Here is a 22,433-nt window from a genome sequence, read left to right as displayed (position 1 = left end):
CGGCGTCCAGTTGTATCCGGCACAACTGGGAGGAGGCCCCCATGGGCTGGATTACGCTGATCGCCGCCGGACTGGTCGAAATCGCCTGGTCGCAGAGCATCAAGCCGACGGAGAACTTCACGAGACCCTGGCCGACGCTGCTGTGCTTCGTGCTCGGCGCCGCCGCGGTCTACCTGCTTTCGCGCGCCATGGACACCGTCCCGGTGGGCACCGCCTACGCGGTGTTCACCGGGATCGGTGCCGTGGGCGCGATCGTGCTCGGCGTCGTCGTCGCCAAGGACCCGCTGAGCCTCGGCCGGGTGGCCGCGCTGGCCCTCATCGTCGGCGGCGTCGTGCTCGCCCGCGTCACTTCGTGAGCTGCTCCCACAGGAACTCGAACACCAGCGCCCACTTGAACGCCAGCTGCTCGTTGTCGGCCGCGGCGCCGTGGCCGCCTTCGATGTTCTCGTGGTAGCGGACGTCGTGGCCCTGCTCGCGCATCCGCGCCACCATCTTGCGGGCGTGGGCGGGGTGCACGCGGTCGTCGCGGGTCGAGGTCACGAACAGCGACGGCGGATACGTGCGTCCACTGTGGACGTTCTGGTACGGCGAGTACCGCGAGATGTACTCCCATTCCGCGGCCTCGTCCGGGTCGCCGTACTCGGCCATCCACGACGCACCCGCCAGCAGCAGGTGATAGCGGCGCATGTCCAGCAGCGGCACCTGGCTGACGATCGCGCCGAACCGTTCCGGGTACCGCGTCAGCATGACGCCCATCAGCAGCCCGCCGTTGCTGCCGCCCTGGATGCCGAGCTTCTCCGGCGTCGTGATGCCGCGGTCGACCAGGTCCGCGGCCACCGCGGCGAAGTCCTCGTACACGCGGTGCCGCTGCGCCTTGATCGCCTGGGTGTGCCAGCCGGGCCCGTACTCGCCGCCGCCGCGGATGTTCGCGACGACGTACGTGCCGCCGCGGGCCAGCCAGCCGCGGCCGATCATCCCGCTGTAGGACGGCGTCAGCGAGACCTCGAAGCCGCCGTAGCCGGTCAGCAGCGCCGGGCCGCCTTCGGCGCCGGACGGCCGGACGACGAAGTACGGGATCTTCGTGCCGTCGTCGGACGTCGCGAAGTGCTGCGCGACGCTCATCCCCGAAGCGTCGAAGAACGCCGGAGCCTGCTTCAGCACTTCGACTTCTTCGCCGACGTGCCCGTAACTCAGCGTCGACGGCTGGAGGAAGCCGCTGGATGTCAGCAGGTACTCGTCGCTGACGTCGGGATCGGTGTCGGCGATGTCGGCGCTGCCGAACTCCGGGCCGCCGGCCAGTGGCTCGTCGGTCCAGCCGTCCGGCCCCGGCGTCAGGGTGCGCAGCTCGCTGCGGACGTCGCGCAGCAGGCCCAGCAGCAGGTGATGGCGCGTCCAGGCCCAGTAGTCGAGCGAGGTGTGCTCGTCGGGCGTGAACACCGGGGTGAAGTTCCGGTCGCCGTCGAGGAACGCGTCGAAGCGGATGGCGAGCAGCGATCCCGCCGGGTGCTCGGTGCCGCCCACCTGCCACGCCGTGCGCGGGCGCACCAGCAGCCACTCGCGGTGCACCGACGCGCTCGCGTCGTCCGGGACGTCGATCTTGACCAGCCCGTCCGGCGTCCGCAGGTACAGCTCCGAACGGTAGAAGTCGATCGCGCGGCTGACGAAGTCGCGCTCGAAGCCTTCGGTCGGGTCGTGGGACGCGCCGATCGAGACGTCGTCGGGCTTGCCCTCGTAGACGGTGACGGCCTCGTCGAGCGGCGTGCCGCGGCGCCACTCCTTCGCCAGCCGCGGATACCCCGAGCTGGTCAGCGAGCCAGGGCCGAAGTCGGTGCCGACGTAGACGCGGTCTTCGTCGATCCAGCCGATCCGCGTCTTCGCCTCGGGCACGGTGAAGCCGCCTTCGACGAATTCGTGTGCGTCGAGGTCGAACTCGCGGACCACCGTCGCGTCGGCGCCGCCGCGGGACAGCTCGACCAGCCCGCGCCGGAAGCCCGGCCGCAGCACGACCGCGCCCTGCCAGACCCAGTTCTCGCCCTCGGCCTCGGCCAGCGCGTCGACGTCGAGCAGCACCTCCCACTCCGGCTCGGCCTGCCGGTAGGACTCGAGCGTCGTCCGCCGCCACAGGCCGCGCGGGTGGTTCGCGTCCTGCCAGAAGTTGTAGAAGTACTCGCCGCGGCGGCGCACGTACGGGATCCGGTCGTCCGCGTCGAGCACCTCGCGCAGCTGGTCACGCAGCTCGGCGAAGCGCGCTCCGGTCGTCAGCTCGGCCAGCGTCTCGCTGTTGCGGGCGCGCACCCAGTCCAGCGCGTCCTCGCCGGTCACGTCTTCCAGCCACAGGTACGGGTCCTCGACACTCATGACCCCAGTCTCGCCTGGTGCCGGACACCGTGGCCACCCGGTGGCGTTTTCGTTTCGTGATCTCCGCCTCGGGGGTGGTCCGTATGCTGGGGCGACCGAGCAGGGGGAGACCGTGAACGACGCCGAACCGCCGTGGCCGGACCCGGCCCGGCCGCCGGAACCCGCCTGGGTCCCGGAGCCGAACCCGTGGGCGCCCAACTGGGCCGCCGCGCCGCCCGTCCCGATCGCCCCGCCGCGCAACCGGCTCTGGGGCGCGGTCGCCGGCGTGCTGATCGTCGTGCTGACGATCTCCCTGGTCGCGGCCACCATCCCGCGCCGGGTCGACGGCCACGCGTTCGCCGCGCCGGGCGCAGGCACCGGCCGCACCCACAGCTCCGGCACGGAAGTGAAGCCCGTGCCCGAGCTGGCCCGCAACCCGCTGCTCGACGCCGGCATCACGCCGGGGCCGGCGACGTGCACGCTGCCCGAGCTCGGCCGGGACCCCGACCAGCTCCAGTTCTACTACGGCAAGCTCGCCGACTGCCTGCAGGAGTCCTGGCGCCCGGCGCTGGACAAGGCGAACGAGCCGAGGCTGCTCGTCACCGTCTCGGTGACGCTGCCCAAGGACGCCAAGGACAGCGCCTGCGGTGACGCGCCGACCGAGAGCGAAGCCGTCGCCTACTACTGCGGCGGCGACACGACGATCTACGCCCCGGCGGACTGGATGCTGGCCGACGCCGGGCTCAACAAGGCCCGGCACATCGCGACCATCGCCCACGAGTACGGCCACCACGTGCAGAGAGAAAGCGGCATCCTGTCGGCGGCGGCGGACAGGATGACCTCGCCGGACGAGGACAGCGCGGCCGACAAGGAGATCGTCCGCCGGATCGAGCTCCAGGCGAACTGCTTCGGCGCACTGTTCCTGGCCGCGGTCGCCGGCACGGGCTCGATCAGCCGCTCGCTGGCGAACGCGGCGGTCGCCGACTACGGCCGCGCCGACGACAGCGACACCCACGGCTCGCGCGCGCACCAGCTGTCCTGGGCAAAGGCCGGCTACGACGGCAAGACCACGAAGTCGTGCGACACATGGAGCGCGCCGGCCGCCGAGGTCAGCTGAGGGTCCAGGCGGGGTCGCGGCCGAGGAGGGCGAGGAAGCGGTCCAGTTCGCTGGCGTCCGCCGGGACCGCGACGCTGCGGGCGAACGAGCCGTTCACTTCGCGGCCCTCGTCCGGGATCCGCTCGGCCAGCCGCAGCGCGGCGCGGACGGCTTCGGCGTCCGGCTCGTAGGGCAGGCCCAGCGTGCGGGCGAGGTCCCAGCCGTGCGCGACGGTGTCGACCAGGTGCATGTGCGCGGCCACCGTGCCGGGGAACGTGCCGAAGTGGTTGATGGCCAGCCGCCGCTCCAGCACGGCGTCGTCGGCGAAGGCGGCGAGGAAGTCCTCGACCGACGCCCGGTAGGCCGCGTGGAAGTCGTCGCCGAGGTCACCGGCGGCCCAGCCGGGAGCCGAGCCCTGGCGGGCGGCGGTCGCGAACGCGTGGTTCTCGCCGACCTGGTGCCGCAGGAGGTCGGCCAGCGTCCAGCCGGCACACGGGGTGGGCCGGGCGAGGTCGGCGGGCGTCGCGGCGGCGACGATCTTGTCGAGGACGAGCAGGCTGCGGCGGTCGAGTTCGCGAAGATCCATGTCCCGCACGGTAAGCGGGGGAGCGGACCACGAACAGTGCCAAATTCGCCGCAACCTTCGTGGGCCAATCTAGACTGGCCGGGGTGGAGATCCACATCGACCTGACCGGCACGCGCGGCCATCGCGACGCGATCTACCGGCAGCTGCGCGCGGCGATCCTGGACGGCCGGATCCGGCCCGGCGACGCGCTGCCGCCGACCCGGGAACTGGCGCAGCGGCTGGCGGTCTCCCGGACGACGGTCAGCGCGGCCTACGACCGGCTCACCGCCGAGGGCTTCCTCGCCGGCCGCGTCGGCGCGGGCATGTTCGTCACGGCTTCCCCGGCGGCCCGCCCGGAACCAGCGCCGGTTTCCGGCGTCCGGCCACTGCCGGAGTGGGACGCCGTCCCGCCGCCGCCCGCGCCGTTCGCCCCGGCGCCGGAGTTCGACTTCCGGCCCGGCGTCCCCGACCTCACGCGGTTCCCGTTCGACACCTGGCGGCGGCTGGTGACCCAGCGGCTGCGGGCCGGGCAGGCGGACCTGATGACCTACGGCGACCCGCAGGGCCATCCGGCGCTGCGGGCCGAGATCGCCCGGCACCTCGGGGTGGCGCGCGACGTGCGGGTGAGCGCGGCGCAGGTCGTCGTCACCGCCGGGGCCCAGCAGACGACCGACCTGGTGGCGCGGGTGCTGCTGCGGGACGGCGACCTGGCCGCCGTCGAGGACCCCGGTTATCCGCCGCCGCGGCTGGTGCTCGGCGCGCGCGGCGTCCGGGTCGCGCCGGTGCCGGTGGACGAGGACGGCATCGTCGTCGCGAAGATCCCGTCCGGGACGCGGCTGGTGTACGTGACGCCGTCGCACCAGTACCCGCTGGGCCTGTCGATGTCGCTGGAGCGCCGTCTCGAACTGCTCGACTGGGCCGGCCGCACCGGCGCCGTGCTGCTGGAAGACGACTACGACACCGAGTTCCGCTACACCGGACGGCCGCTGGAACCGTTGCACAGCCTGGATTCCCGCGGCCGGGTCGTCTACGTCGGGTCGTTCTCGAAGGTGCTTTCGCCCGCGCTGCGCCTGGGTTTCCTGGTCGCGCCGCCGTCGCTCGTCCCGGCTCTGGTCAAGGCGCGCTACCTGACCGACTGGCACGCGCCGAACGTCGAGCAGGCGGCGCTGGCGGCGTTCATGGCCGAAGGCGGCTTCGCCCGGCACGTCCGGCGGATGCGGAAGGTCTACCGCGCGCGGCACGAGCTGCTGTCCGCGGTGCTCGCCCGCGACTTCGCGGACTTCCTGACGCCGTTGCCGTCGAGCGCGGGCCTGCACCTGAGCGCGGTCTCGCCGTCCGGCTGCGGCGGACTGGTCCGTGCCGCGCGGCGCCGCGGCGTCCGGCTGTATTCGCTGGGGGACTTCGCGGCAGGCGAGCGTCGGCACGGGCTGGTCTTCGGTTACGGTGCGGTTGCGGCGGAGCGGATCGAGCCGGGACTGGCCCGGCTGCGGGCGCTGGCGGACGAAGGAGCGGGATGACCGACGACGTGATGGTGGCGATCGACGCGGGCCTGCGGCAGCACATCGGCGGCGACCGGGCCGGGGCGTACGCGACCTTCACGCGGCTGTGGGAGTCGATCGGCCCGGACGGCGATCCGCTGCACCGCGTCGCGCTCGCCCACCACATGGCCGACGTCTGCGACGACCCGGCCGAGGAGCTCGAGTGGGACCTGCGGGCGCTGGCCGCGGCGGACTCCCTGACCGACGACCGGGCCCAGGAGCACCACTCGTCGCTGGCGGTGCGCGGGTTCTACCCGTCCCTGCACCTGAATCTGGGCGAGGACTACCGCAAGCTCGGCCGGCTGGAGGAAGCCCGCGAGCACCTGGCGCTGGCGCAGTCCCGGCTCGACGCGCTCGGCGACGACGACTACGCGGCCGGAATCCGTTCGGCGCTCGACGGTCTGGCCGAGCGGCTCGGCTGAATCGTTCCGCATACCACGAACACGCCCCGTTTGCCGGACTTTCGCCCGCGTCCCGGTGCCCTTAACCTGTGGTGATCCAGCTCACCGACGGGAAGGATCGCCATGCGGATTGCGGATCTGCTGCGCAAGAAGGGGTCGGCGGTCGCGACGGTCACCCCCGAGACGACGGTGACCACGTTGCTGGCCGGCCTGGCCGAACACAACGTGGGGGCGATGGTGGTCGTGCACCCGGACGGCTCGATCGCGGGCATCGTCTCGGAGCGCGACGTCGTGCGGAGGCTGAACGAACGCGGGCCGGGGCTGCTCGACGGGCCGGTGTCGGAGATCATGACGAAACTGGTGGCGAGCTGCACGCCCGACGACTCGGTGGACCAGCTGTCGGTGCTGATGACCCAGCGGCGGATCCGCCACGTCCCGGTGCTGGCCGACGGCCGGCTCGCGGGCATCGTGTCCATCGGCGACGTCGTCAAGAACCGGATGGAAGAGCTGGAGCACAGCCAGGAACAGCTCCAGGCGTACATCTCGCAGGGCTAGCGTTCCCGCTTTTCCGAGGCCGCCGCCGGTGCGCCGGTGGCGGCCTTCGCACGGAAGAATCCGGCGTTGACTTGCGGCGTCCGGTCGCTGAGGATGTGGCGTACTCGCGGACGTTAGCGCTAACACCCGGTTCCGCGACCCACAGATCGGGGTAACGCGATGAAGCGTCGGCAACTCCTTTCCGCCGTGGGCAAGGCGGCCGTGGTCGTCGGCACCGGCGCGGCCGGCGCCCTCCTCCGGCCCGGCGCCGCCGCGGCGGCCACCTACTCCGGCTACGCGATGGCGTACTTCACCGAATCCCCGTCGATGACTGCGGCGAACTACGGGCTGCACCTCGCCGTCAGCTCCGACGGCCTGAACTGGACGCCGCTCAACCAGAACAATCCCGTCGCGACCCCGACGCTCGGCAGCACCGGCCTGCGCGACCCGTTCATCCTGCGCAAGCAGGACGGGACGTTCGTGGTCATGGCCACCGACCTCAAGGGCACCGACTGGAACTACCAGAGCCAGTACCTGCACATCTGGGACTCCGCGGACCTGCGGAGTTTCACCGGATACCGGCTGCTGAAGGTGCATTCGCTCGCGACGCACGCGTGGGCGCCCGAGGCGTTCTGGGACGCTTCGCGCGGCCAGTACGCCGTCGTGTACTCGGCGGTCAGCGGCGGCCACAACATCCTGATGGTCAACTACACGACCGACTTCGTCACGGCGTCCGCGCCCCAGGTGTTCTTCGATCCCGGGTACGACACCATCGACGGCAGCTTCGTCAGCGTCAACGGCGTGAACTACATGTACTACAAGAACAACACCAACAGCACGCTGCGGGGCACGCGGTCGAATTCGCTGAATCCCGGCAGTTTCAGCGGTTACACCGGCGCGATCTCGCCCGGACGCGGTGTCGAAGCACCCAACATCGTCAAGTCGAACACCGCGAGCACGTGGTACCTGTGGGGCGACACGTGGAGCCCGAACGGGCGTTTCTTCTGCTGGCAGACCGGCGATGTCGCCAGTGGGTCGTGGACGTTGCTGAACGACCGCGCGTACACGCAGCCGCTGAACTCCAAGCACCCCGGGCTGACCCCGATCACGGCCACGGAGATGACGAACCTGGTGGCGAAGTGGGGAAATCCGGCGTGGAACCGGATCAAGTCGTACAACTTCCCGGACCGCTACGTCCGGCACGCCAACGACATCGCCCGCATCGACCCGTATCCGTTCGACCCGTACCAGGACCAGCTGTGGACCCTGGTGCCCGGCCTGGCCGACCCGGCCGGCGTGTCGTTCCGCTCGGTGAACTTCCCGGACCGCTACCTGCGCCACGAGAACTACGCGCTGAGGCTCCGCGCGGACGACGGAACGGCGTTGTTCAAGGAGGACGTGACATTCCACCGGGCGGCGGGGTTCGCCGACTCCACGTGGACGTCGTTCCGCTCGCACAACTTCCCGGACCGGTATGTCCGGCACTACGACTACGAGCTGAGGATCGATCCGGTGTCCGGCAGCTCGGCGGCCACGGTGAAGCAGGACGCGACGTTCCGGGCCGGTTACTAGGGTCGCGTCCGAGGTTCGCTGACGGGGCCGGGATGCGCCCCAATGTGGCGTTGGTTGCGTCTGACGCACCGAACGCCACATTGGGTGCGCTGGACGCGGGCCGGCGGGACATCGGCCGACCCGATCTTCAGCTCGCGCAAGACCAGCTGTCCATTGAGGACTGCGTACCGGCAGACGTGGCCGCGGTGGTACCCGGTGTGGAGCCACTGCACCTCGATTCCGTGGCCGGCCGGGGCGAACAGGCCGGTCCCGTCCACCGCGGTGATCGCGAACCAGGCCCTCCGGAAGGACACCTCGTCGGGAAACTGTTGCGTCATGAACACCTCCGCCGAGAGGGCCGCAAGCGCACATCTTCCACGGCTGGACCTCCGGCGATCAAGGCACCTGTGAGCAGACGACCCTCTCGCGGATGCTGAGCCGGGGATCCGCGGAAAGGACCTCCCGGACCGGCGCGTGTTCCGGCCGGTCGGTGAGGGCGTCGGCCAGGCTGGCCCGCACGATCCGTGCCGGATCGCGCGCCAACGACAGTCCTGGCTCCGGTTCCGCCGGCGTCCGAGCCCACAGCACGGCGGCCAGTGCCCGGACATGCTCGTTCACATGGGTGGCCAGGAGGCCGGGCGGCAGGTCGGCCGCCGACGAATCCACCACGAGCAGTGTCCGCACGATCTTCCTGACCTCGATCTCCTCCGGCCGGGCGAGGAGACGGATGGCCTGCCGCCGGACCGTTTTCCGGTCTTCTTCCGTGGTGGCCAGGCACGCGCAGGCCTGGACTGCGGCATCGGCGACGATGTTCGGGCCCATGACGACCCGCATCGCACTCAACGGGTGCCGCATTCCCGCTATCAGGAGGTCGTGCCCGGTCAGCGGCTGGTCGTCGCCCAGTAGCGGCTGTATCGCGTCGAACGCTCGCCTGCGTGCTTCGGGAGAAAGGTCCGGCGCAATACCGGCCAGCTCGTCCAGGGTGTCTCGCCGGTTCGCGATCCCCTCGGCGGGATCGAGAGCCCGGCGCACCAACGCTGCCACGAGTTCGGCCCTGAGTTCCTCGCCGAGGAGATCCGACGTGGCGACCAGCCAGGTGTTGTAGCCCCAGATCGACATGACACCCGGTCGCGGGCGTTCGCGGTCGATCACCGCACGCGCTGCGGTGGCGACCCGGGCGCGGAGCTGTTCGGTCGTCACGCCGATTCTGGCCAGGATGGACTGCGCCCAGCGGTTGCCCGCTTCGGCCGGGCCGAGCAGTACGGCCTTCGTCCGATCCGGGTGCTTTTCCAGCACATCCAGTCCGGTGATCAGCGCCTTTGCGCCGAAGTCCTCGTTGACCGCGGCGCCTTCGAGCAGTTGCTGCACGGCGACGTCGGCCAGGCCGGGCTGCCGTTCGGCGATGCGGACCAGCAGGCGAGCATGGTCGGAGTCGGTGCGCCGGCCGGTCCTGTCGTCTCGCGGCAGCCATGGTTCCGTCGCGGTCAGGACGCGCCGCGCTTGGGACTCGGTCAGCCGTGGGCAAAGCGCGACGAGCACCTTGGTCGCCCGCGCGGCCAGGTTGCTGAACAAGGTGGGGCGTGGACCCCGTCCTTCGAGCACATCGAGCGCGACGGTGATCCAGGCGGCCGCGTCGTCCTCGCCGAGGAGGTCACCGGCCACTGCGGCGACCTCGAGCGCGGCGCCGAGCTGTCCGGCTGTCGGTCCGGCGACTTCGACCGGCCAGCTCAGCGCGGCGTCCGGCAGCGCAGCCGCGGCTTCGGAGGCAGACTTCCCGAGCTCCGCGCGGACCAGTTCACGCAATCCGGCGACCGGTTCTTCGTTCTGTTGCAGCACCGAACCGAGAAGTTCGGAAGTCTCGTTCTCGCCGACGAGGTCGGCGCGGACGGTGGCCTTCCAGCGCCACTGCGTGAGCAGCCTGACCGGCCGCCGACCGCCCTTCCCCTCGGTGATACTCCGGAGCGCTCGTTCTTCGACTGTCGGGCTGCCTGGCAGTCGGCGCGAATAGGTGCCGTTCCGCAGGTGCTGGGCGAATGGGTGTTCGGTATCTCCGCTCGTGAAGAAGACGCCACTGCGCACACGAAGGGCCCTGAGCGCATAAAGCCAGTCGGCTGCTTCGTCGTTCATCCGTTCGGTGAGTGCCCGGGCGATCGCGTCCTGGTAGGCGTCGATTGCTCCGGCGAAGTCGTCGGTGAACGACAGGGCTCGCGCTTTCCTGGCGAGGATCCACGCCAGGTGTTCGGGGCCGAACTTGCGCGCGCGGTCGTACAGTTGCGCCCAGTTCCCGGTCACATCCGCGATGCACATGCCCAGTCGCGCCACCAGTTCCTCCTCGCGTGATCCTCGCGGAGGAAGCGCAAGGGCCAATGCGGTCAGCCGCTCGAGACGTTGCTCGACCACAGTGGTCTCGTCCTCCGCGACCGCGTGTTCCGCTAGGAAGACAGCCGCGTCGAGCACGTGCGGATCGTCTTGCTGCAACGTGTCGAAAGGTGTGGCGAAGTGGCTGCCTATGCCCGCGAGCCCGGTGAGAACGCCCTCCGCGGCACGGACGGCCGCGAGGGCCCGGCCGTACCGGCAGTTGTCGGCATGGTCCGCCTGGGTTTCCTCGAAGATCGAGGAGTGTTCGGTCGTGTCTCCGGTGCCGTTCATCGACCGCCACATCAGGTCGAGCCGGATCGCTGCGCTCTCGTCGAAGAGGCCGGCCTGCCGCAGGGCCTGGGCCTGTTTCGAACGGATGTCGTGGGCGTGCACGTCGAAGCCGGCGGCAGTCAGTGCCTCGGCGACTTCACCGTACGCAGCGGCAGCGCCGGCCGGATCGGTCTTCACCTTCGCCTCGGCCTCGGCGCTTCGCTCGGCCATCCCGAGGTGCCGCAGAGGGCCCTGGTTGACGGCGTTGGACAGAACCTGGAGGTCGGTGTCGGGAAGGGATGCTGCTCGCGGAGCGGCCTGGAAGTCCAGTGAGTACCTGCTTCGGAACTCCGGTACCGAGCGGCTGATCACGGAGGCATAGGACTGTGCGAACGCCGAGGTCGTCCCGGCTGCCTCGAAGGCTGCGCGCACCTCATCCTGCCGCAGCGGGGGAAGCCGCACCGGTTCCGAGTCGAATTGCCGGCCAGGGCCGGCCGGCAACAGGACCCGATGTCCTCGAGCGAGGGCTGCACCTATGTCGGGGTCCTGGTACCGGGGAACGAGAACACAAGGCTTGCCGATCGCGAGGCATCGGGCCCATGCCTCCGCATCGTGCACGAGGATCGCTCGCAGGCCGTCCGGCTTGTCGGTGGAGAAGGCGGCGGCAAGGAACGCCAGGGCGAGCTCTTCCGATTCGTCTTGGATCATCGTGGCGACGGCAGCCCCGTTCGCCCGAACCCGGACGATTTCGCGCTCCGTAGCCCTTCCCGCCAGCAGGACGCCGGCCGGAAGGGGTGGATCCGTGTTGCGGGACCAGCCGGTCCACCACGTCGTGAGGTCTTCCGTGCCCGGGAGGACAAGGGTGCCGAGTTCGGGAACCTCTTCGATCAGCTCGTTCACCAGGCGATCGAAGTCCTGGGGTGAACTGCGCCGGAAATGCGGGCGATACTGGTGGTCGAGCAGCCCTTGGATGTCTGCGGGCAGACGCCTGCGCTGGGGCAGGGTGGTATCGACGAGGAGTGGAACGACGCGTTTTCCTGACTCCAGGGCCAGCCGGATCTCCCGGCGGACCCAGTCGCCCGGCTGATGCAGCTTCCGGCGATTGGCCCGGTTGAGCCAGCGATCCCCGATGACCACGATCAGGACCGCGCACTGGGCGATCGCGTCTTCGATTTCCTCGGCGAACAGACTTCCGGCTGCGGCCGCCTGGGAAACGTGGAAGACCTCGTTCTGCCCGAATCTCGCCTTCAGGTGCTCTGCGAACGAGGCCGCGAAAGCCGCCTCGTCGCCGACTCGGTAGTTCACGAAGACGGTTCCTCGGAATGCGCTCATCCACTTCCTCCAAAGCTTGGCCGGACGTTCTCATGGTCCAGGAAAGAGGTGGATTTCCGCTACTTTACGGACGAGTAGGCAACGGGAAACACCTGTCCTCGCCAGGCTGGCTGCGTCAACCTGACCGGAGCGTGTTCACTGGCTTCGGAGGAGTCCGCTGTGCCGTCGAAATCCCCATTTCAGACTCTGCGCGAAATCCGGCATCGGTGTCTCGTGGCCGTTTCGGCGTCCGGAGTGCGCGTGGAGGGTTGGTCACTCTCCGAGGATCTGCCGGACCGGGCGCTCTCCTTGTTCGAGCTCATCGAGCTGGCGTGCTTGACCACGACTTCTCCGGACGCGAAGGCGGCAATCTGGTCGCAAGCCGTGCGCCTCGCTCAAGCGGACCCTCAGCCCTGGCTGCCGGTGGTCGTGGCCATGATGACGCCGGAACTCGGATTCATGGTGCGGCAGTTCGTCGACGGCAGCGAAGCGGATTCCGAAGACGTGGTGGGGGATCTCTTTCTCGGTTTCCTTGAGGCATTGCGTGGCGTGGATCCTGACATGCGGAGGCTGCTCGTTCACCTCAAACGCGTGACGCGGGCCAGGGCGGCACATCCTCCGGTCGGGCGCGCTCCCGGTTACGGTGCCGTCGCGGCGGTCCGGGCGGTGCCGTTGTCGTCTCCGGCCGGACACGTCGATCTGGTGCTCGCCGACGCGGTGGCGCACCATTTCCTCACTCGCGCCGAAGCGGAGCTCATTGCCCGGACGCATTTCGAAGGTCTCGCGTTGCCGATGGTCGCTCGGAAACTCGGGTTTCCGCCGGGGCAGGCGGCCGTGGCACGACACAACGCCGAGCGCAAGCTGGTCGAGTACATCCGGCGCACGGGCGCTTGGTCGGTCCGCGGATGAGCCGGGTTCACTCCCGCCAGCCGGACAGTTCCACGCCCTTCGCGACATCCACCCGGTACGCCAGCGTCACCACGCCGGTCTCGCCCGGGGCCAGCGTCAGCCGCCACGTGAACTCGCCCAGCGCCGACGTCTCCACCGGTTCCGGAGAGGTCCGGACATCGCGAACCGTGATCGTGTCGTCGCGGGACACCGGGGCCTGGTCCAGCACCGTGACCACCGCTTCGCGCGGGCCGTGATTGCCGACCGAGATCCGGTATTCGGCCTCGCGCCGCTTCTGTCCGGACAACGTCGCCTTCGACGCCGTCCGCCGGACCAGCTCGCGCTCGACGCGGATCCGGTCGTCGACACCCAGTGCCAGCTCCAGTTCCTCGCCGGGCGCCCACGGTTCGAGCACGGTCGTCCCGACGAACTCCGTGTCGTGGAACACCGAAGCGCGCCCCGGCCGCAGCGCGTGTTCCGACGTGTTCACGACGGTCGCCCGCAGGTACGCCTCCTCGGCCAGCACCGGCGCCGTCACGTAGCCCAGCGAAGCCGTGAGATCCAGCTGCGCCAACGTGGTCCGGTGCCCCGAAGCGCCCGAAGGCACCGCCACCGGCCGCGAAGGCCGGTACGTGACCGCCGTCGTTCCTTGTTCCACTGTCGCGAACTTCGGGGCCATCGCCGCGAACCGGGCCATCCGGGCGCCTTCGGGGATGCCGCCGCCCGACCCGCCGTACGCCGCCGCGGGGGCTGCCGGACCGCCCGGGTTCGGCAGCACGCGGTCGAGGTACCACGGCTGCAACTCCGGCACCACCACCGACACCGCGGGCCGCGCGGTCGACAGGGCCAGCTCGCACTCCGGCCAGTCCTCGCCCGTGTGCTGGCTGACCAGCCCGTACGACGTCACGGTGACGTCGGTGCCGCGCACCCGGACGTCGTAGCCCGGTTCCCAGCTCGCGCCCGGGACCACATAGGACAGTTCCAGCTCGGCCGTCCCCGCGGGATCCGAGATCTCCAGCTCGACGACCACCGACGTACTGTCCTCTTCGGACTGCGCGCTGTGTGCCTGGATCCGGCGGTCGAGCGCCGCGAGGTCCTCGCGCAGCCGCGCGATCCGCTCGGAGAGAACCCGCCGGGACTTCAACGCCGACGCCAGCCGCTCGCTCAGCGCGTCGGTGACCTCGGCGACGCGGGACGGCTCCGCGGTCCCGGCCGCCAGCGCCTTCGCGAAGCTGCCGCCGCTGCGCTTCGCGAGCGAAGTCAGCAGATCCACCTTCATCGCTTCGGCCGCTTCGTCGTCCACGACCGCGTCGAGCGTGGCCTGGTCCGTACGCCGCTGCTCGACGAGCGCGCGCAACGCGGCGTCGGCGGGAGCGGCGTGGCGCTCGGTGCGGACGTCGACGCCGGTGATCAGCGCGGGACCGGTGCCGGTGACGCGGACCGATCCCGGGTCGAGCGACAGGGGCAGCCCGGCGAACGTCAGGCGCGGCCCGCCGTCGAGCGGTGCCGTGCCCCGGCGGGTGACCCGGGCCTGCTGGGGATAGACGGTCACGGCGGTGATCGGAGCTTCCACGGTCGGCATGGGGCCGACGTTAGTCTCTTGACACCGGATCGGCCCGGACGGAAGTCTCGCAAGGTAAGTCCGCTTCGCCCGGCTTGGGGGTCCTGAGTGAAAGCCGCCGTCCTGCTCGCTGCCGTGCTCGCGCTGCCGCTGACCGCGGTCGCCGCGGAAGCCGCCGCCCCGCCCGCCCCGGTGTTCACCGGCGGCCAGGCGCAGCCGGTGTTCGACCCGGCCGACGTCGTCCGCGAGGACGTCTGGGTCACCGCGCCCGTCGACAGCGACCACGACGGCGCCGACGACCTCGTGCACGCCCAGGTCGTGCGCCCGCGCGCGACCCAGCAGGGCCTGAAGGTGCCGGTCGTCTACCAGGCCAGCCCGTACTACGCCGGCGGCAACGACGTCGCGAACCACGACGTCGACGTCGAGCTGTACGTGCCCGGCCGCGCCCGCGGCCCGGAAGGCCCGCGCGTCGCCGCGCACGGCGTCGGCCCGGCCGCCCCGATCGGCTGGCGGTACCAGGACTACTTCACCGCCCGCGGGTTCGCGGTCGTCTACGGCGAATCGCTCGGCACCGGCCTGTCGACCGGCTGCCCGACGACCGGCGACGTCAACGAGACGATCGGCGCCCGCTCGGTCGTCGACTGGCTCAACGGCCGGGCCACCGCGCGGGACGCGAGCGGCGCCGTCGCGAAGGCCGACTGGAGCACCGGCAAGACCGGCATGATGGGCGTTTCCTACAACGGCACGCTGCCCAACGCCGTCGCGAGCACCGGAGTCGAAGGGCTCGAGACGATCGTGCCGATCGCCGCGATCTCCAGCTGGTACGACTACTACCGCAACGACGGCGCGGTGGTCGCCGCCGGCGGGTTCCAGGGCGAGGACGCCGACGTGCTCGCCGAGTACGTCTACACCCGCGAAGACCGGCAGGTCTGCCGCCCGGTGATCGACGCGTTGACCCGCGACCAGGACCGGGTGACCGGCGACTACACGCCGTTCTGGGACGTCCGCAACTACCGCAACGACGTCGGCAAGGTGCACGCGTCGGTGCTCGCGGTGCACGGCCTCAACGACTGGAACGTCAAGACCGACCAGGTCGCGACCTGGTACGAGGCGCTGAAGGCCCGCGGCGTCGAGCACAAGATCTGGCTGCACCAGTCCGGCCACGCCGACCCGTACTCGCTGCGCCGCGACGCCTGGCTCGCGACGCTGAACAAGTGGATGTCGCACTACCTCTACGGCATCGACAACGGCATCCAGAACGAGCCGAAGGCCACGATCCAGCGCGAGGACCTGTCGTGGACCGACGAGGCCGACTGGCCGGCGCCGGGCACCGCCGACGTCCGCGTCTACCCCTGGCCGGGCGGCCGGGCGAAGGGCACGCTCGACACCCGCAACCCGGTCCCGGGCACGGCGGCGACCGAGGCCCTCGCCGACGACTCGGCGAAGACGATCGAGCAGCTGGCCGGCCTCGCGTCGTCGGGCAACCGCCTGCTGTACGCGACCACGGCGGCGAAGCAGGCGGTGCGCCTGTCCGGCACCGCCCGCGCGGACCTGGCGCTGGCGTTCGACCGGCCCGCGGCCAACGTCTCGGCCATCCTGCTCGACCGCGCCCCCGACGGGACCGCGCACGTGATCAGCCGCGGCTGGACCGACCCGCAGAACCGCACGTCGCCCGCCCGGACCGAGCCGATCACCCCCGGGCAGACGTACCGGATCGGCGTCGAGCTGATGCCGAAGGACTACGTCCTCGCGGCCGGCCACCGGCTGGAGTTCCTGCTGGCCTCCAGCGACCACGACTACACGCTGCGGCCGAAGCCGGGTGCCGGGCTGGCGCTCGACCTGACGAAGACGGCGGTGACCCTCCCGGTCACCGGCGGCAAGCCGGCACTGCGAGCCGCGTTCGGCTGATGCTGCCGGAGCACCTCCGCGCCGACGTCCGCACGCTGTGGGACTACCACGACCTGCGGCACGAGCCGCGGCGGTCGGACGTCGGGGTCGGGCTGGGCAGCCGGGACCCCGGCGTGGCCGTCCACGCGGCGGAGCTGTTCCACGCCGGGTGCTTCCCGCTGATCGTGTTCACCGGCGCGAACGCCCCGACGACGGTGGCGCGCTTCCCGCGTGGCGAAGCGGTCCACTACCGCGAAATCGCGCTCGATCTCGGCGTGCCGGACGAGGCGATCCTGGTCGAGCCCGAGGCGCGCAACACCGGCGAGAACATCGTGTTCACCCGGCGGCTGCTCGCCGGGCGGGGGATCGCGGTCCGGACGGTGACCCTGGTTTCCCGGCCGTACCAGCAGCGCCGGGCGTACGCGACGGCCAAGCGGCTGTGGCCCGAGGCCGACCTCGTCTGCGCGGCGAAGGACGTGTCGCTGGAGGACTACGTCGCCGGGAGCGAGGAGGCCGGCCGCCTGATCGGCATGCTCGTCGGCGAGACCCAGCGGATCACCGAGTACGCCCGGCGCGGGTTCGCGATCCCGCAGCGGATCCCGCCCGGCGTCGCGCGCGCGTACGGGCGGCTGGTCGCGGCCGGGTTCACCGAGCGGCTGATCCCCGGCGGCCGCCCGTAACGATCCTCGCAGGTCAGGCGACTTACCGGCACTCATCCGCTGCGAGAGGACCCGCCATGACCTCGACCGCCGACCCCACCGTGGAGAGCCTGCGCACCCAGCTGTCCGGCACCGTCCTCACCGACGGCGACCCCGGCTACGACGTCGCCCGCTCGGTCTGGAACGGGGAAATCGACCGCCGTCCGGCGGTCGTGGTGCGTCCGGCCGGGGCCGCGGACGTGGCGGCGGCGCTGGCGTACGCGCGCGAAGCGGGGCTCGACGTCTCGGTGCGCGGCGGCGGGCACAACTTCGGCGGCGCGGCCGTCGTCGACGGCGGTCTCTGCGTCGACCTCAGCTCCCTCCAGGCGATCAGCGTCGACCCGGAGAGCCGGACCGCGTGGGTCGGCGGCGGCGTGACCTGGGCGCAGGTCGACGCGGCCACGCAGGAGCACGGGCTGGCGGTGCCGGGCGGCACGGTCAGCCACACCGGCGTCGGCGGCCTCACCCTCGGCGGCGGCTTCGGCTGGCTCACCGGCAAGCACGGCCTGTCCTGCGACAACCTGCTCTCCGCCGAGGTCGTCACCGCCGGCGGCGACATCCTGCGCGCGTCCGCCGCGGAGCATCCCGACCTGTTCTGGGCCCTGCGCGGAGGCGGCGGCAACTTCGGCGTCGTCACCGAGTTCGAGTTCCGGCTGCACCCGGTCGGCCCGATCGTCCACCTCGGCCTGTTCTTCTGGGGACTGGAGGACGGGGCCGCCGCGCTGCGCCAGGCCCGCGCCGTGCTGGAGACGCTGCCGCCCGAGCTGGGGGTCCTGGTCGCCGGGCTCAACGCGCCGCCCGCGCCGTTCGTCCCCGAGGAGCACCACTTCCGGCCCGGCTACGCGCTGCTGATCGCCGGGTTCGAGGGGGCGGAGCACCACGCCGAGGCGATCCGCGGGGCCCGCTCGGGACCGGCGCCGCTGTTCGAGTTCGTCTCGCCGATCCCGTACGTCGAACTCCAGCGGATGATCGACGACGCGGCGCCGTGGGGCATCCTCGGCTACGAGAAGGCGGCCTTCGCCGAGGCGTTCACCGACGAGCTCATCGAGGTGATCGCGGACTTCCTGCCGCGCAAGACCTCGCCGATGTCGATCATGCCCATCTTCTCGCTGCACGGTGCGTTCGCCGAGGCCGGCGACGCCGCGACCGCGTTCGGCGGGGCCCGGCGGCCGAGCCTGGCGGTGAACATCGCCGCAATCGCCGTCGACCCCGCGCAGTTCGCCGCCGACCGGGCGTGGGTGCGCGAGTTCTGGGCGGCGGTGGCGCCGTTCTCGGCCAACGCGGGCGGCTACGTGAACTTCATGGCCGAGTACGAAGAGGACCGCGTCCGCACGTCCTACGGCGCGGAGAAGTACGCACGGCTGGCCCGGATCAAGGCCCAGTACGACCCGCGGAACGTGTTCCACCACAACGCGAACATCCCGCCCGCGCCCTGAGTCAGTCGGCGATGCCCGCCCGGTAGGCGAAGGCGACCGCCTGGGCCCGGTCCCGCAGCCCGGCCTTGGTGAACAGGTGGTTCACGTGGGTCTTGACGGTCGCCTCGCTCACCACGAGGGTGCGCGCGATCTCGGTGTTCGACAGCCCGGCCGCGATGAGCCGCAGCACTTCGATCTCGCGGGCGGTCAGGCCGTCGATCTCCTTGACGCGCCGGGGCGTGCTGCGCGTGGCGGCTTCGACCAGCCGCCGCTGCAGCTCGCCGTCCACAGTGGACTGCCCGGCGGCGGCCGAGCGCAGCGCGCGCACGATGGCCTCGGCGTCGGCGTCCTTGGTGAGGAAACCACGGGCGCCGGCACGCAACGCGGCCAGCAGCGACTCGTCGTCGGCGTAGGTGGTCAGCACGACGACCTCGGTGCCGGGGTGCTCCGCGCGGATCCGCTCGGTGGTCTCCACGCCGTCGCAGCGCGGCATCCGCAGGTCGACCAGCACGACGTCGGGGCGGTGCCGCGCGACCAGCTCCAGCGCCGCCAGCCCGTCGGCCGCGGCCCCGGCCACCTCGATCCCGGGCAGCAGCCCGAGCAGCGTCACCAGTCCTTCCCGGACCACGGCCTGGTCGTCGGCCAGCACCACGCGCAGCGTCACGCCGGCACCGTCAGGTGCACCCGCCATCCGTCCTCCCCCGGCCCGCTCTCGACCCGCCCGTCGAGCAGCGCGACCCGCTCGCTCATCCCGCGCAAACCGTAACCTGCCGCGGGCGCGGCCGGCGGGCGCCTGCCCTGCCGGTCGGCCACGGTCAGCCGCACCGTCCCGTCGCCGTAGTCCAGCGTGACGTCGACGTCGGCCTGCGCCCCGTGCTTGCGGGTGTTGGCCAGTGCCTCCTGCACCGCGCGGACCAGCGTGGTGCCGACCTCCGGGGCCAGCTCGCGCGGTTCGCCGCCGATCGCCAGGTCTGCACGGGCGCCGGTGTCGAGCCGGTAGGCGGCCAGGAGATCGGCGATCGCGCGATCGACCCCGACGGCGTCCTCACGCAGCGCGGCGACGGCCTTGCGGGCCTCGGCGAGGCCGTCCGCGGCGAGCTTCTGCGCGCGTTCGATCTGCGCGACGGCGTCCGGGCTCGCGCCGTCGCGCACCAGCATCAGCCGGGCACCCTGCAGGTTCAGCGAGAGCCCTGCCAGCGAGTGCGCCAGGACGTCGTGCAGCTCGCGGGCGATGCGGGCACGTTCGGCCAGCGCGGCCGCGCGGGCGTGCTCCTCGGCGGCCGTCTGCGCGCGGGCCAGCGCCAGCTCCTTCTGTTCGAGCCGGGCCAGCCGGGCGCGCCGGTTCACCCCGATCAGCACGACCATCGTGAGCACGGTGTACGTGGGCAGGGCGCCGTCCCAGGCGTCGTGGCGGACGGCCCAGAACGCGACCACGGCGACGTTGACCGCGAGCGCGAGCACGATCGGCACCGTGGACTGCCGCAGCACGATGTAGAACGTCACGCTGAACATCGCCACCGACGCCCACGAACCCGAGACGAGCGCCCACAGCGTGCCCGAGGTCACCAGCACGGCGAGCGCGACCACCGCCGACGGCACAGGGCCGGAGACCCACAGCATCGGCACCGACAGGGCCAGGGTGAGCCCGATCAGCACCCAGGACACGGCGTCCGCCCGCGGCATCGAGGCGAACATCGGCACCGCGACGAGCGCCCAGCGCAGCCAGTCCGCGAGCTGGGGTCGTCCGGTCGTCATGTCGGGCCTCCGCGGGTGCTTGTACGGAAAATGTACCGACGCGGGCTTGGCTTCGCGGAGTCAAGATGTCCCGTTTGTCAGGAGGTTCCCCCATGTCCAGGTTGCGACGGCTCGCCCTGCTCGCCGCCGCCGCGGCGCTGCCCGCGCTCGGCCTCACCCTCGCCGGTCAGGCGACCGCCTCGGCCGCGCCGAACTTCCAGGTGCCGTTCAAGTGCGGGGTCACCGTGACCGCCGCGACGTTCAGCGGCCACAGCCCGGCGTACTCGGTCGACTTCCAGAAGTCGGGCATCACCGGCATGCCGGTGCTCGCTTCGGCGGGCGGCACGGTGACGCGGGTGGCGGACGAAGGCAGCACCAGCTACGGCAAGTGGGTCGAGGTGGACCACGGGGGCGGCTGGCGGACCCGCTACGCGCACCTGTCGACCCAGTCGGTTTCGGTCGGGCAGTCGGTGGCCGGCGGCAAGCAGCTCGGCACGGCGGGCGCGACCGGCGGGGTCACCGGGCCGCACCTGCACTTCGAAGAGCGGCTCGACGGCGTGGTGCAGAAGGCGAAGCTCAACGGCGTCGCCGTGCCGTACTACGGCCACACCGACTTCACGAGCAAGAACGCCTGCGGCGGCAACCCGTACTCCGCCGAAGAGGTCTGCGGCGACGGCTTCTCCGTGGTCGACCAGCAGGCGCTGGCCAACTCCTCGGGCACGGCGTACCTGCTGTACAACGCTTCCACCAAGGCGAACTGCGTGACCACGCTGAAGTCCACCTCGCTCGGCACGGCCAGCGCGGTCTCGGCGTTCCTGGAGGTCCAGGGGTCCGCGCGGGTGACCGATTCCGGTGACTTCACCTACTACGCCGGTCCGGTCAAGAAGACCGCCGACGCGACCTGCGTGAAGTGGGGCGGCTCGGTGGGCGCCAACACCTACGAGAGCGGTTTCGAACACTGCGGCTGAGCCGCACCTGCCGGTGGGGGCCGGGCACTCTAGCCCGCCCCACCGACAGAAAACCGCCGCCCCGCCCGCCGCGGGCCGGTTCCGTCCACATGGGGTCCGGTTGTCCACAGATTTGCCGCGACCGCCCCAAAAGGACCCGGTGTGCCCCACGGTGGAGGCATGACCACTGCCACCCCGGCCGGCCGGTCGCCGGCCGACCTCAGAGATCCCGCGCAGCTGCTGGCCGCGCTTCCGTACCTGCTCGGGTTCCGGCCCGGGAAGTCCGTCGTCGCACTCGGGCACCGCATCCCGGGCGACCGCCTGGGCCTGGTCCTGCGCGCCGACATCCCTCGCCGCGAAGACCGGGCACGCCAGGCACAGGCGCTGGCACCCCGGATGGCGGCGGGCACCCACGTCGGCGTCACGCTGGTGGTCGTCGGCGGCCGCCGAAGATCCGGCAGCCCACCGCCCCACGCGGGCCTGGTGACGAAACTGACCGACGCACTGGGCGATTTCGCGCTCCCGGTGTTCCATGCACTGTGGACACCCCGCATCACGGCGGGCGCGCCATGGGCGTGTTACACGGAGCCGGACTGCGGCGGCGAGCTGCCGGACCCCCGCGCCACGGTGGCGGCGGCCGCGGCGACCGCGGACGGCCTGGTGGTGTTCGACAGCCGCGAAAGCCTGGCGGCGCTGCTGGCCCCGCGGTCCCCGGAAGCACTGACCCGCCGTGCGGCCCTGCTGGCGCAGGCGCCCTCCCCGCCCTCGCCGGCTGAAGCGGCGTCGGCAGTCCGCGCGGCCTTCGACCGTCAGCTCCGCGGCGAAGGCCCCCCGACCGACGAGCAGGCGGTGGAGCTGGCGACCGCGCTGACGCTCCCGGAAGTCCGCGACGTGTGCCTGGCGATGGCGGTCCCACCCGGAACGGCAGCGGCCCGCGAAGCCGAGCGCCTGTGGCTGACGCTGGTGCGGGAACTCCCGGCCCCGGAGCGAGCGGAACCGGCGGCCCTGCTGGGCTACGCGGCTTACATGCGCGGCAATGGAGCGTTCGCGGGCATGGCCCTGGACAACGCCCTGGCGGCGGACCCCGGCCACCTGCTGGCAACGCTGCTGCAGCAGGTCCTGAACCGCGGAACCCCACCGGAGGTCTTGCGAGGCCTCGCCGAGACAGCCGCGGCGGACATCGCCGCCTTCGGCCTGGAGCCCGCGGACTTCGAGACGGGACAAGCGGCATGAAGGCGGGGGAGGTCCACAGTGGACTCCCGGCGCCCGCTGTCGTGGGGGGGGGGGGCGGGGCCGGCCCGGGGCCCACGCAACCTCAGCCGGGCAACGGCGGGGGGGTTTT

18 protein-coding genes are annotated in these 22,433 nt (G+C 71.5%); 12 read left to right on the top strand and 6 right to left on the bottom strand.

Annotated features, from left to right (window positions below; all coding sequences use genetic code 11):
- The first annotated feature begins 41 nt into the window (after positions 1-41).
- A complete protein-coding gene (locus ABJI51_RS36490) occupies positions 42-356 on the top strand; it encodes a DMT family transporter (RefSeq protein ID WP_348955672.1) in 315 nt (104 codons plus the stop codon).
- Here the strand turns inward: ABJI51_RS36490 and ABJI51_RS36485 are convergent.
- On the bottom strand, positions 346-2,358 hold the full coding sequence (locus tag ABJI51_RS36485; RefSeq protein WP_348955671.1) for a prolyl oligopeptidase family serine peptidase: 2,013 nt from the start codon (positions 2,356-2,358) through the stop codon (positions 346-348). The two genes, ABJI51_RS36490 and ABJI51_RS36485, sit on opposite strands and share 11 nt — an antisense overlap.
- A 112-nt stretch (positions 2,359-2,470) precedes the next feature.
- Here ABJI51_RS36485 and ABJI51_RS36480 point away from each other — a divergent pair, with 112 nt between their 5' ends.
- Entirely contained in the window at positions 2,471-3,454 is a 984-nt protein-coding gene (locus ABJI51_RS36480; protein WP_348955670.1) for a neutral zinc metallopeptidase, read from the top strand.
- On the opposite strand, the gene ABJI51_RS36475 is transcribed toward ABJI51_RS36480, so the two are convergent.
- Positions 3,447-4,019 (bottom strand): TIGR03086 family metal-binding protein, encoded by a 573-nt coding sequence (locus tag ABJI51_RS36475; protein WP_348955669.1) that lies wholly within the window; start codon positions 4,017-4,019, stop codon positions 3,447-3,449. The two genes, ABJI51_RS36480 and ABJI51_RS36475, sit on opposite strands and share 8 nt — an antisense overlap.
- 83 nt (positions 4,020-4,102) lie before the next feature.
- Between ABJI51_RS36475 and pdxR the strand changes: the two genes are divergently transcribed.
- The 4 genes from pdxR to ABJI51_RS36455 all read left to right on the top strand — a co-directional run bounded on the left by pdxR (position 4,103) and on the right by ABJI51_RS36455 (position 8,043).
- Positions 4,103-5,515 carry a MocR-like pyridoxine biosynthesis transcription factor PdxR gene (gene pdxR / locus ABJI51_RS36470; protein ID WP_348955667.1) on the top strand — a complete coding sequence of 471 codons (1,413 nt, stop codon included), beginning with the start codon at positions 4,103-4,105 and terminating at the stop codon, positions 5,513-5,515.
- A complete protein-coding gene (locus ABJI51_RS36465) occupies positions 5,512-5,958 on the top strand; it encodes a hypothetical protein (RefSeq protein ID WP_348955666.1) in 447 nt (148 codons plus the stop codon). Before pdxR ends, ABJI51_RS36465 begins: the two co-directional genes overlap by 4 nt.
- Before the next feature lie 102 nt (positions 5,959-6,060).
- A complete protein-coding gene (locus ABJI51_RS36460) occupies positions 6,061-6,492 on the top strand; it encodes a CBS domain-containing protein (RefSeq protein WP_348955664.1) in 432 nt (143 codons plus the stop codon).
- Positions 6,493-6,651: 159 nt separating this feature from the next.
- Entirely contained in the window at positions 6,652-8,043 is a 1,392-nt protein-coding gene (locus ABJI51_RS36455) for a glycoside hydrolase family 43 protein (protein WP_348955663.1), read from the top strand.
- A gap of 375 nt (positions 8,044-8,418) precedes the next feature.
- Here ABJI51_RS36455 and ABJI51_RS36450 read toward each other — a convergent pair whose 3' ends face one another.
- Positions 8,419-11,982, bottom strand: coding sequence for a TIR domain-containing protein (locus ABJI51_RS36450; protein WP_348955662.1), 3,564 nt, complete (start codon positions 11,980-11,982; stop codon positions 8,419-8,421).
- A gap of 159 nt (positions 11,983-12,141) precedes the next feature.
- Between ABJI51_RS36450 and ABJI51_RS36445 the strand changes: the two genes are divergently transcribed.
- Entirely contained in the window at positions 12,142-12,870 is a 729-nt protein-coding gene (locus ABJI51_RS36445) for an RNA polymerase sigma factor (RefSeq protein WP_348955661.1), read from the top strand.
- Positions 12,871-12,877: 7 nt separating this feature from the next.
- Here ABJI51_RS36445 and ABJI51_RS36440 read toward each other — a convergent pair whose 3' ends face one another.
- Entirely contained in the window at positions 12,878-14,431 is a 1,554-nt protein-coding gene (locus tag ABJI51_RS36440) for a DUF4139 domain-containing protein (protein WP_348955660.1), read from the bottom strand.
- Between the two features lie 87 nt (positions 14,432-14,518).
- Here ABJI51_RS36440 and ABJI51_RS36435 point away from each other — a divergent pair, with 87 nt between their 5' ends.
- The 3 genes from ABJI51_RS36435 to ABJI51_RS36425 are packed head-to-tail and all read left to right on the top strand — an operon-like array spanning position 14,519 to position 18,431.
- Positions 14,519-16,318, top strand: coding sequence for a Xaa-Pro dipeptidyl-peptidase (locus ABJI51_RS36435; protein ID WP_348955659.1), 1,800 nt, complete (start codon positions 14,519-14,521; stop codon positions 16,316-16,318).
- Complete coding sequence (locus ABJI51_RS36430; protein WP_348955658.1) at positions 16,318-16,977, top strand: YdcF family protein; 660 nt, start codon at positions 16,318-16,320, stop codon at positions 16,975-16,977. The genes ABJI51_RS36435 and ABJI51_RS36430 overlap by 1 nt, the downstream gene beginning before the upstream one ends.
- A 56-nt stretch (positions 16,978-17,033) precedes the next feature.
- The gene (locus ABJI51_RS36425; RefSeq protein WP_348955657.1) at positions 17,034-18,431 is read left to right on the top strand and encodes an FAD-binding oxidoreductase; all 1,398 of its coding nucleotides are present in this window, start codon (positions 17,034-17,036) and stop codon (positions 18,429-18,431) included.
- Position 18,432: 1 nt separating this feature from the next.
- Here the strand turns inward: ABJI51_RS36425 and ABJI51_RS36420 are convergent, their stop codons facing one another.
- Positions 18,433-19,074, bottom strand: a complete 642-nt coding sequence (locus ABJI51_RS36420) for a response regulator (protein ID WP_348955887.1) — start codon at positions 19,072-19,074, stop codon at positions 18,433-18,435.
- A complete protein-coding gene (locus ABJI51_RS36415; protein WP_348955656.1) occupies positions 19,071-20,165 on the bottom strand; it encodes a sensor histidine kinase in 1,095 nt (364 codons plus the stop codon). The genes ABJI51_RS36420 and ABJI51_RS36415 overlap by 4 nt, the downstream gene beginning before the upstream one ends.
- A 92-nt stretch (positions 20,166-20,257) precedes the next feature.
- On the opposite strand from ABJI51_RS36415, the gene ABJI51_RS36410 reads away from it, so the two are divergent.
- A complete protein-coding gene (locus ABJI51_RS36410) occupies positions 20,258-21,112 on the top strand; it encodes a M23 family metallopeptidase (protein WP_348955655.1) in 855 nt (284 codons plus the stop codon).
- A 159-nt stretch (positions 21,113-21,271) separates the two neighbouring features.
- Positions 21,272-22,324 carry a DUF4192 domain-containing protein gene (locus tag ABJI51_RS36405; RefSeq protein WP_348955654.1) on the top strand — a complete coding sequence of 351 codons (1,053 nt, stop codon included), beginning with the start codon at positions 21,272-21,274 and terminating at the stop codon, positions 22,322-22,324.
- Positions 22,325-22,433: the final 109 nt, after the last annotated feature.

The sequence above is a fragment of the Amycolatopsis melonis genome (genome assembly GCF_040064235.1).
Lineage (GTDB): Bacteria > Actinomycetota > Actinomycetes > Mycobacteriales > Pseudonocardiaceae > Amycolatopsis > Amycolatopsis melonis.
This window is presented reverse-complemented; position numbering and strand designations above follow the sequence as displayed.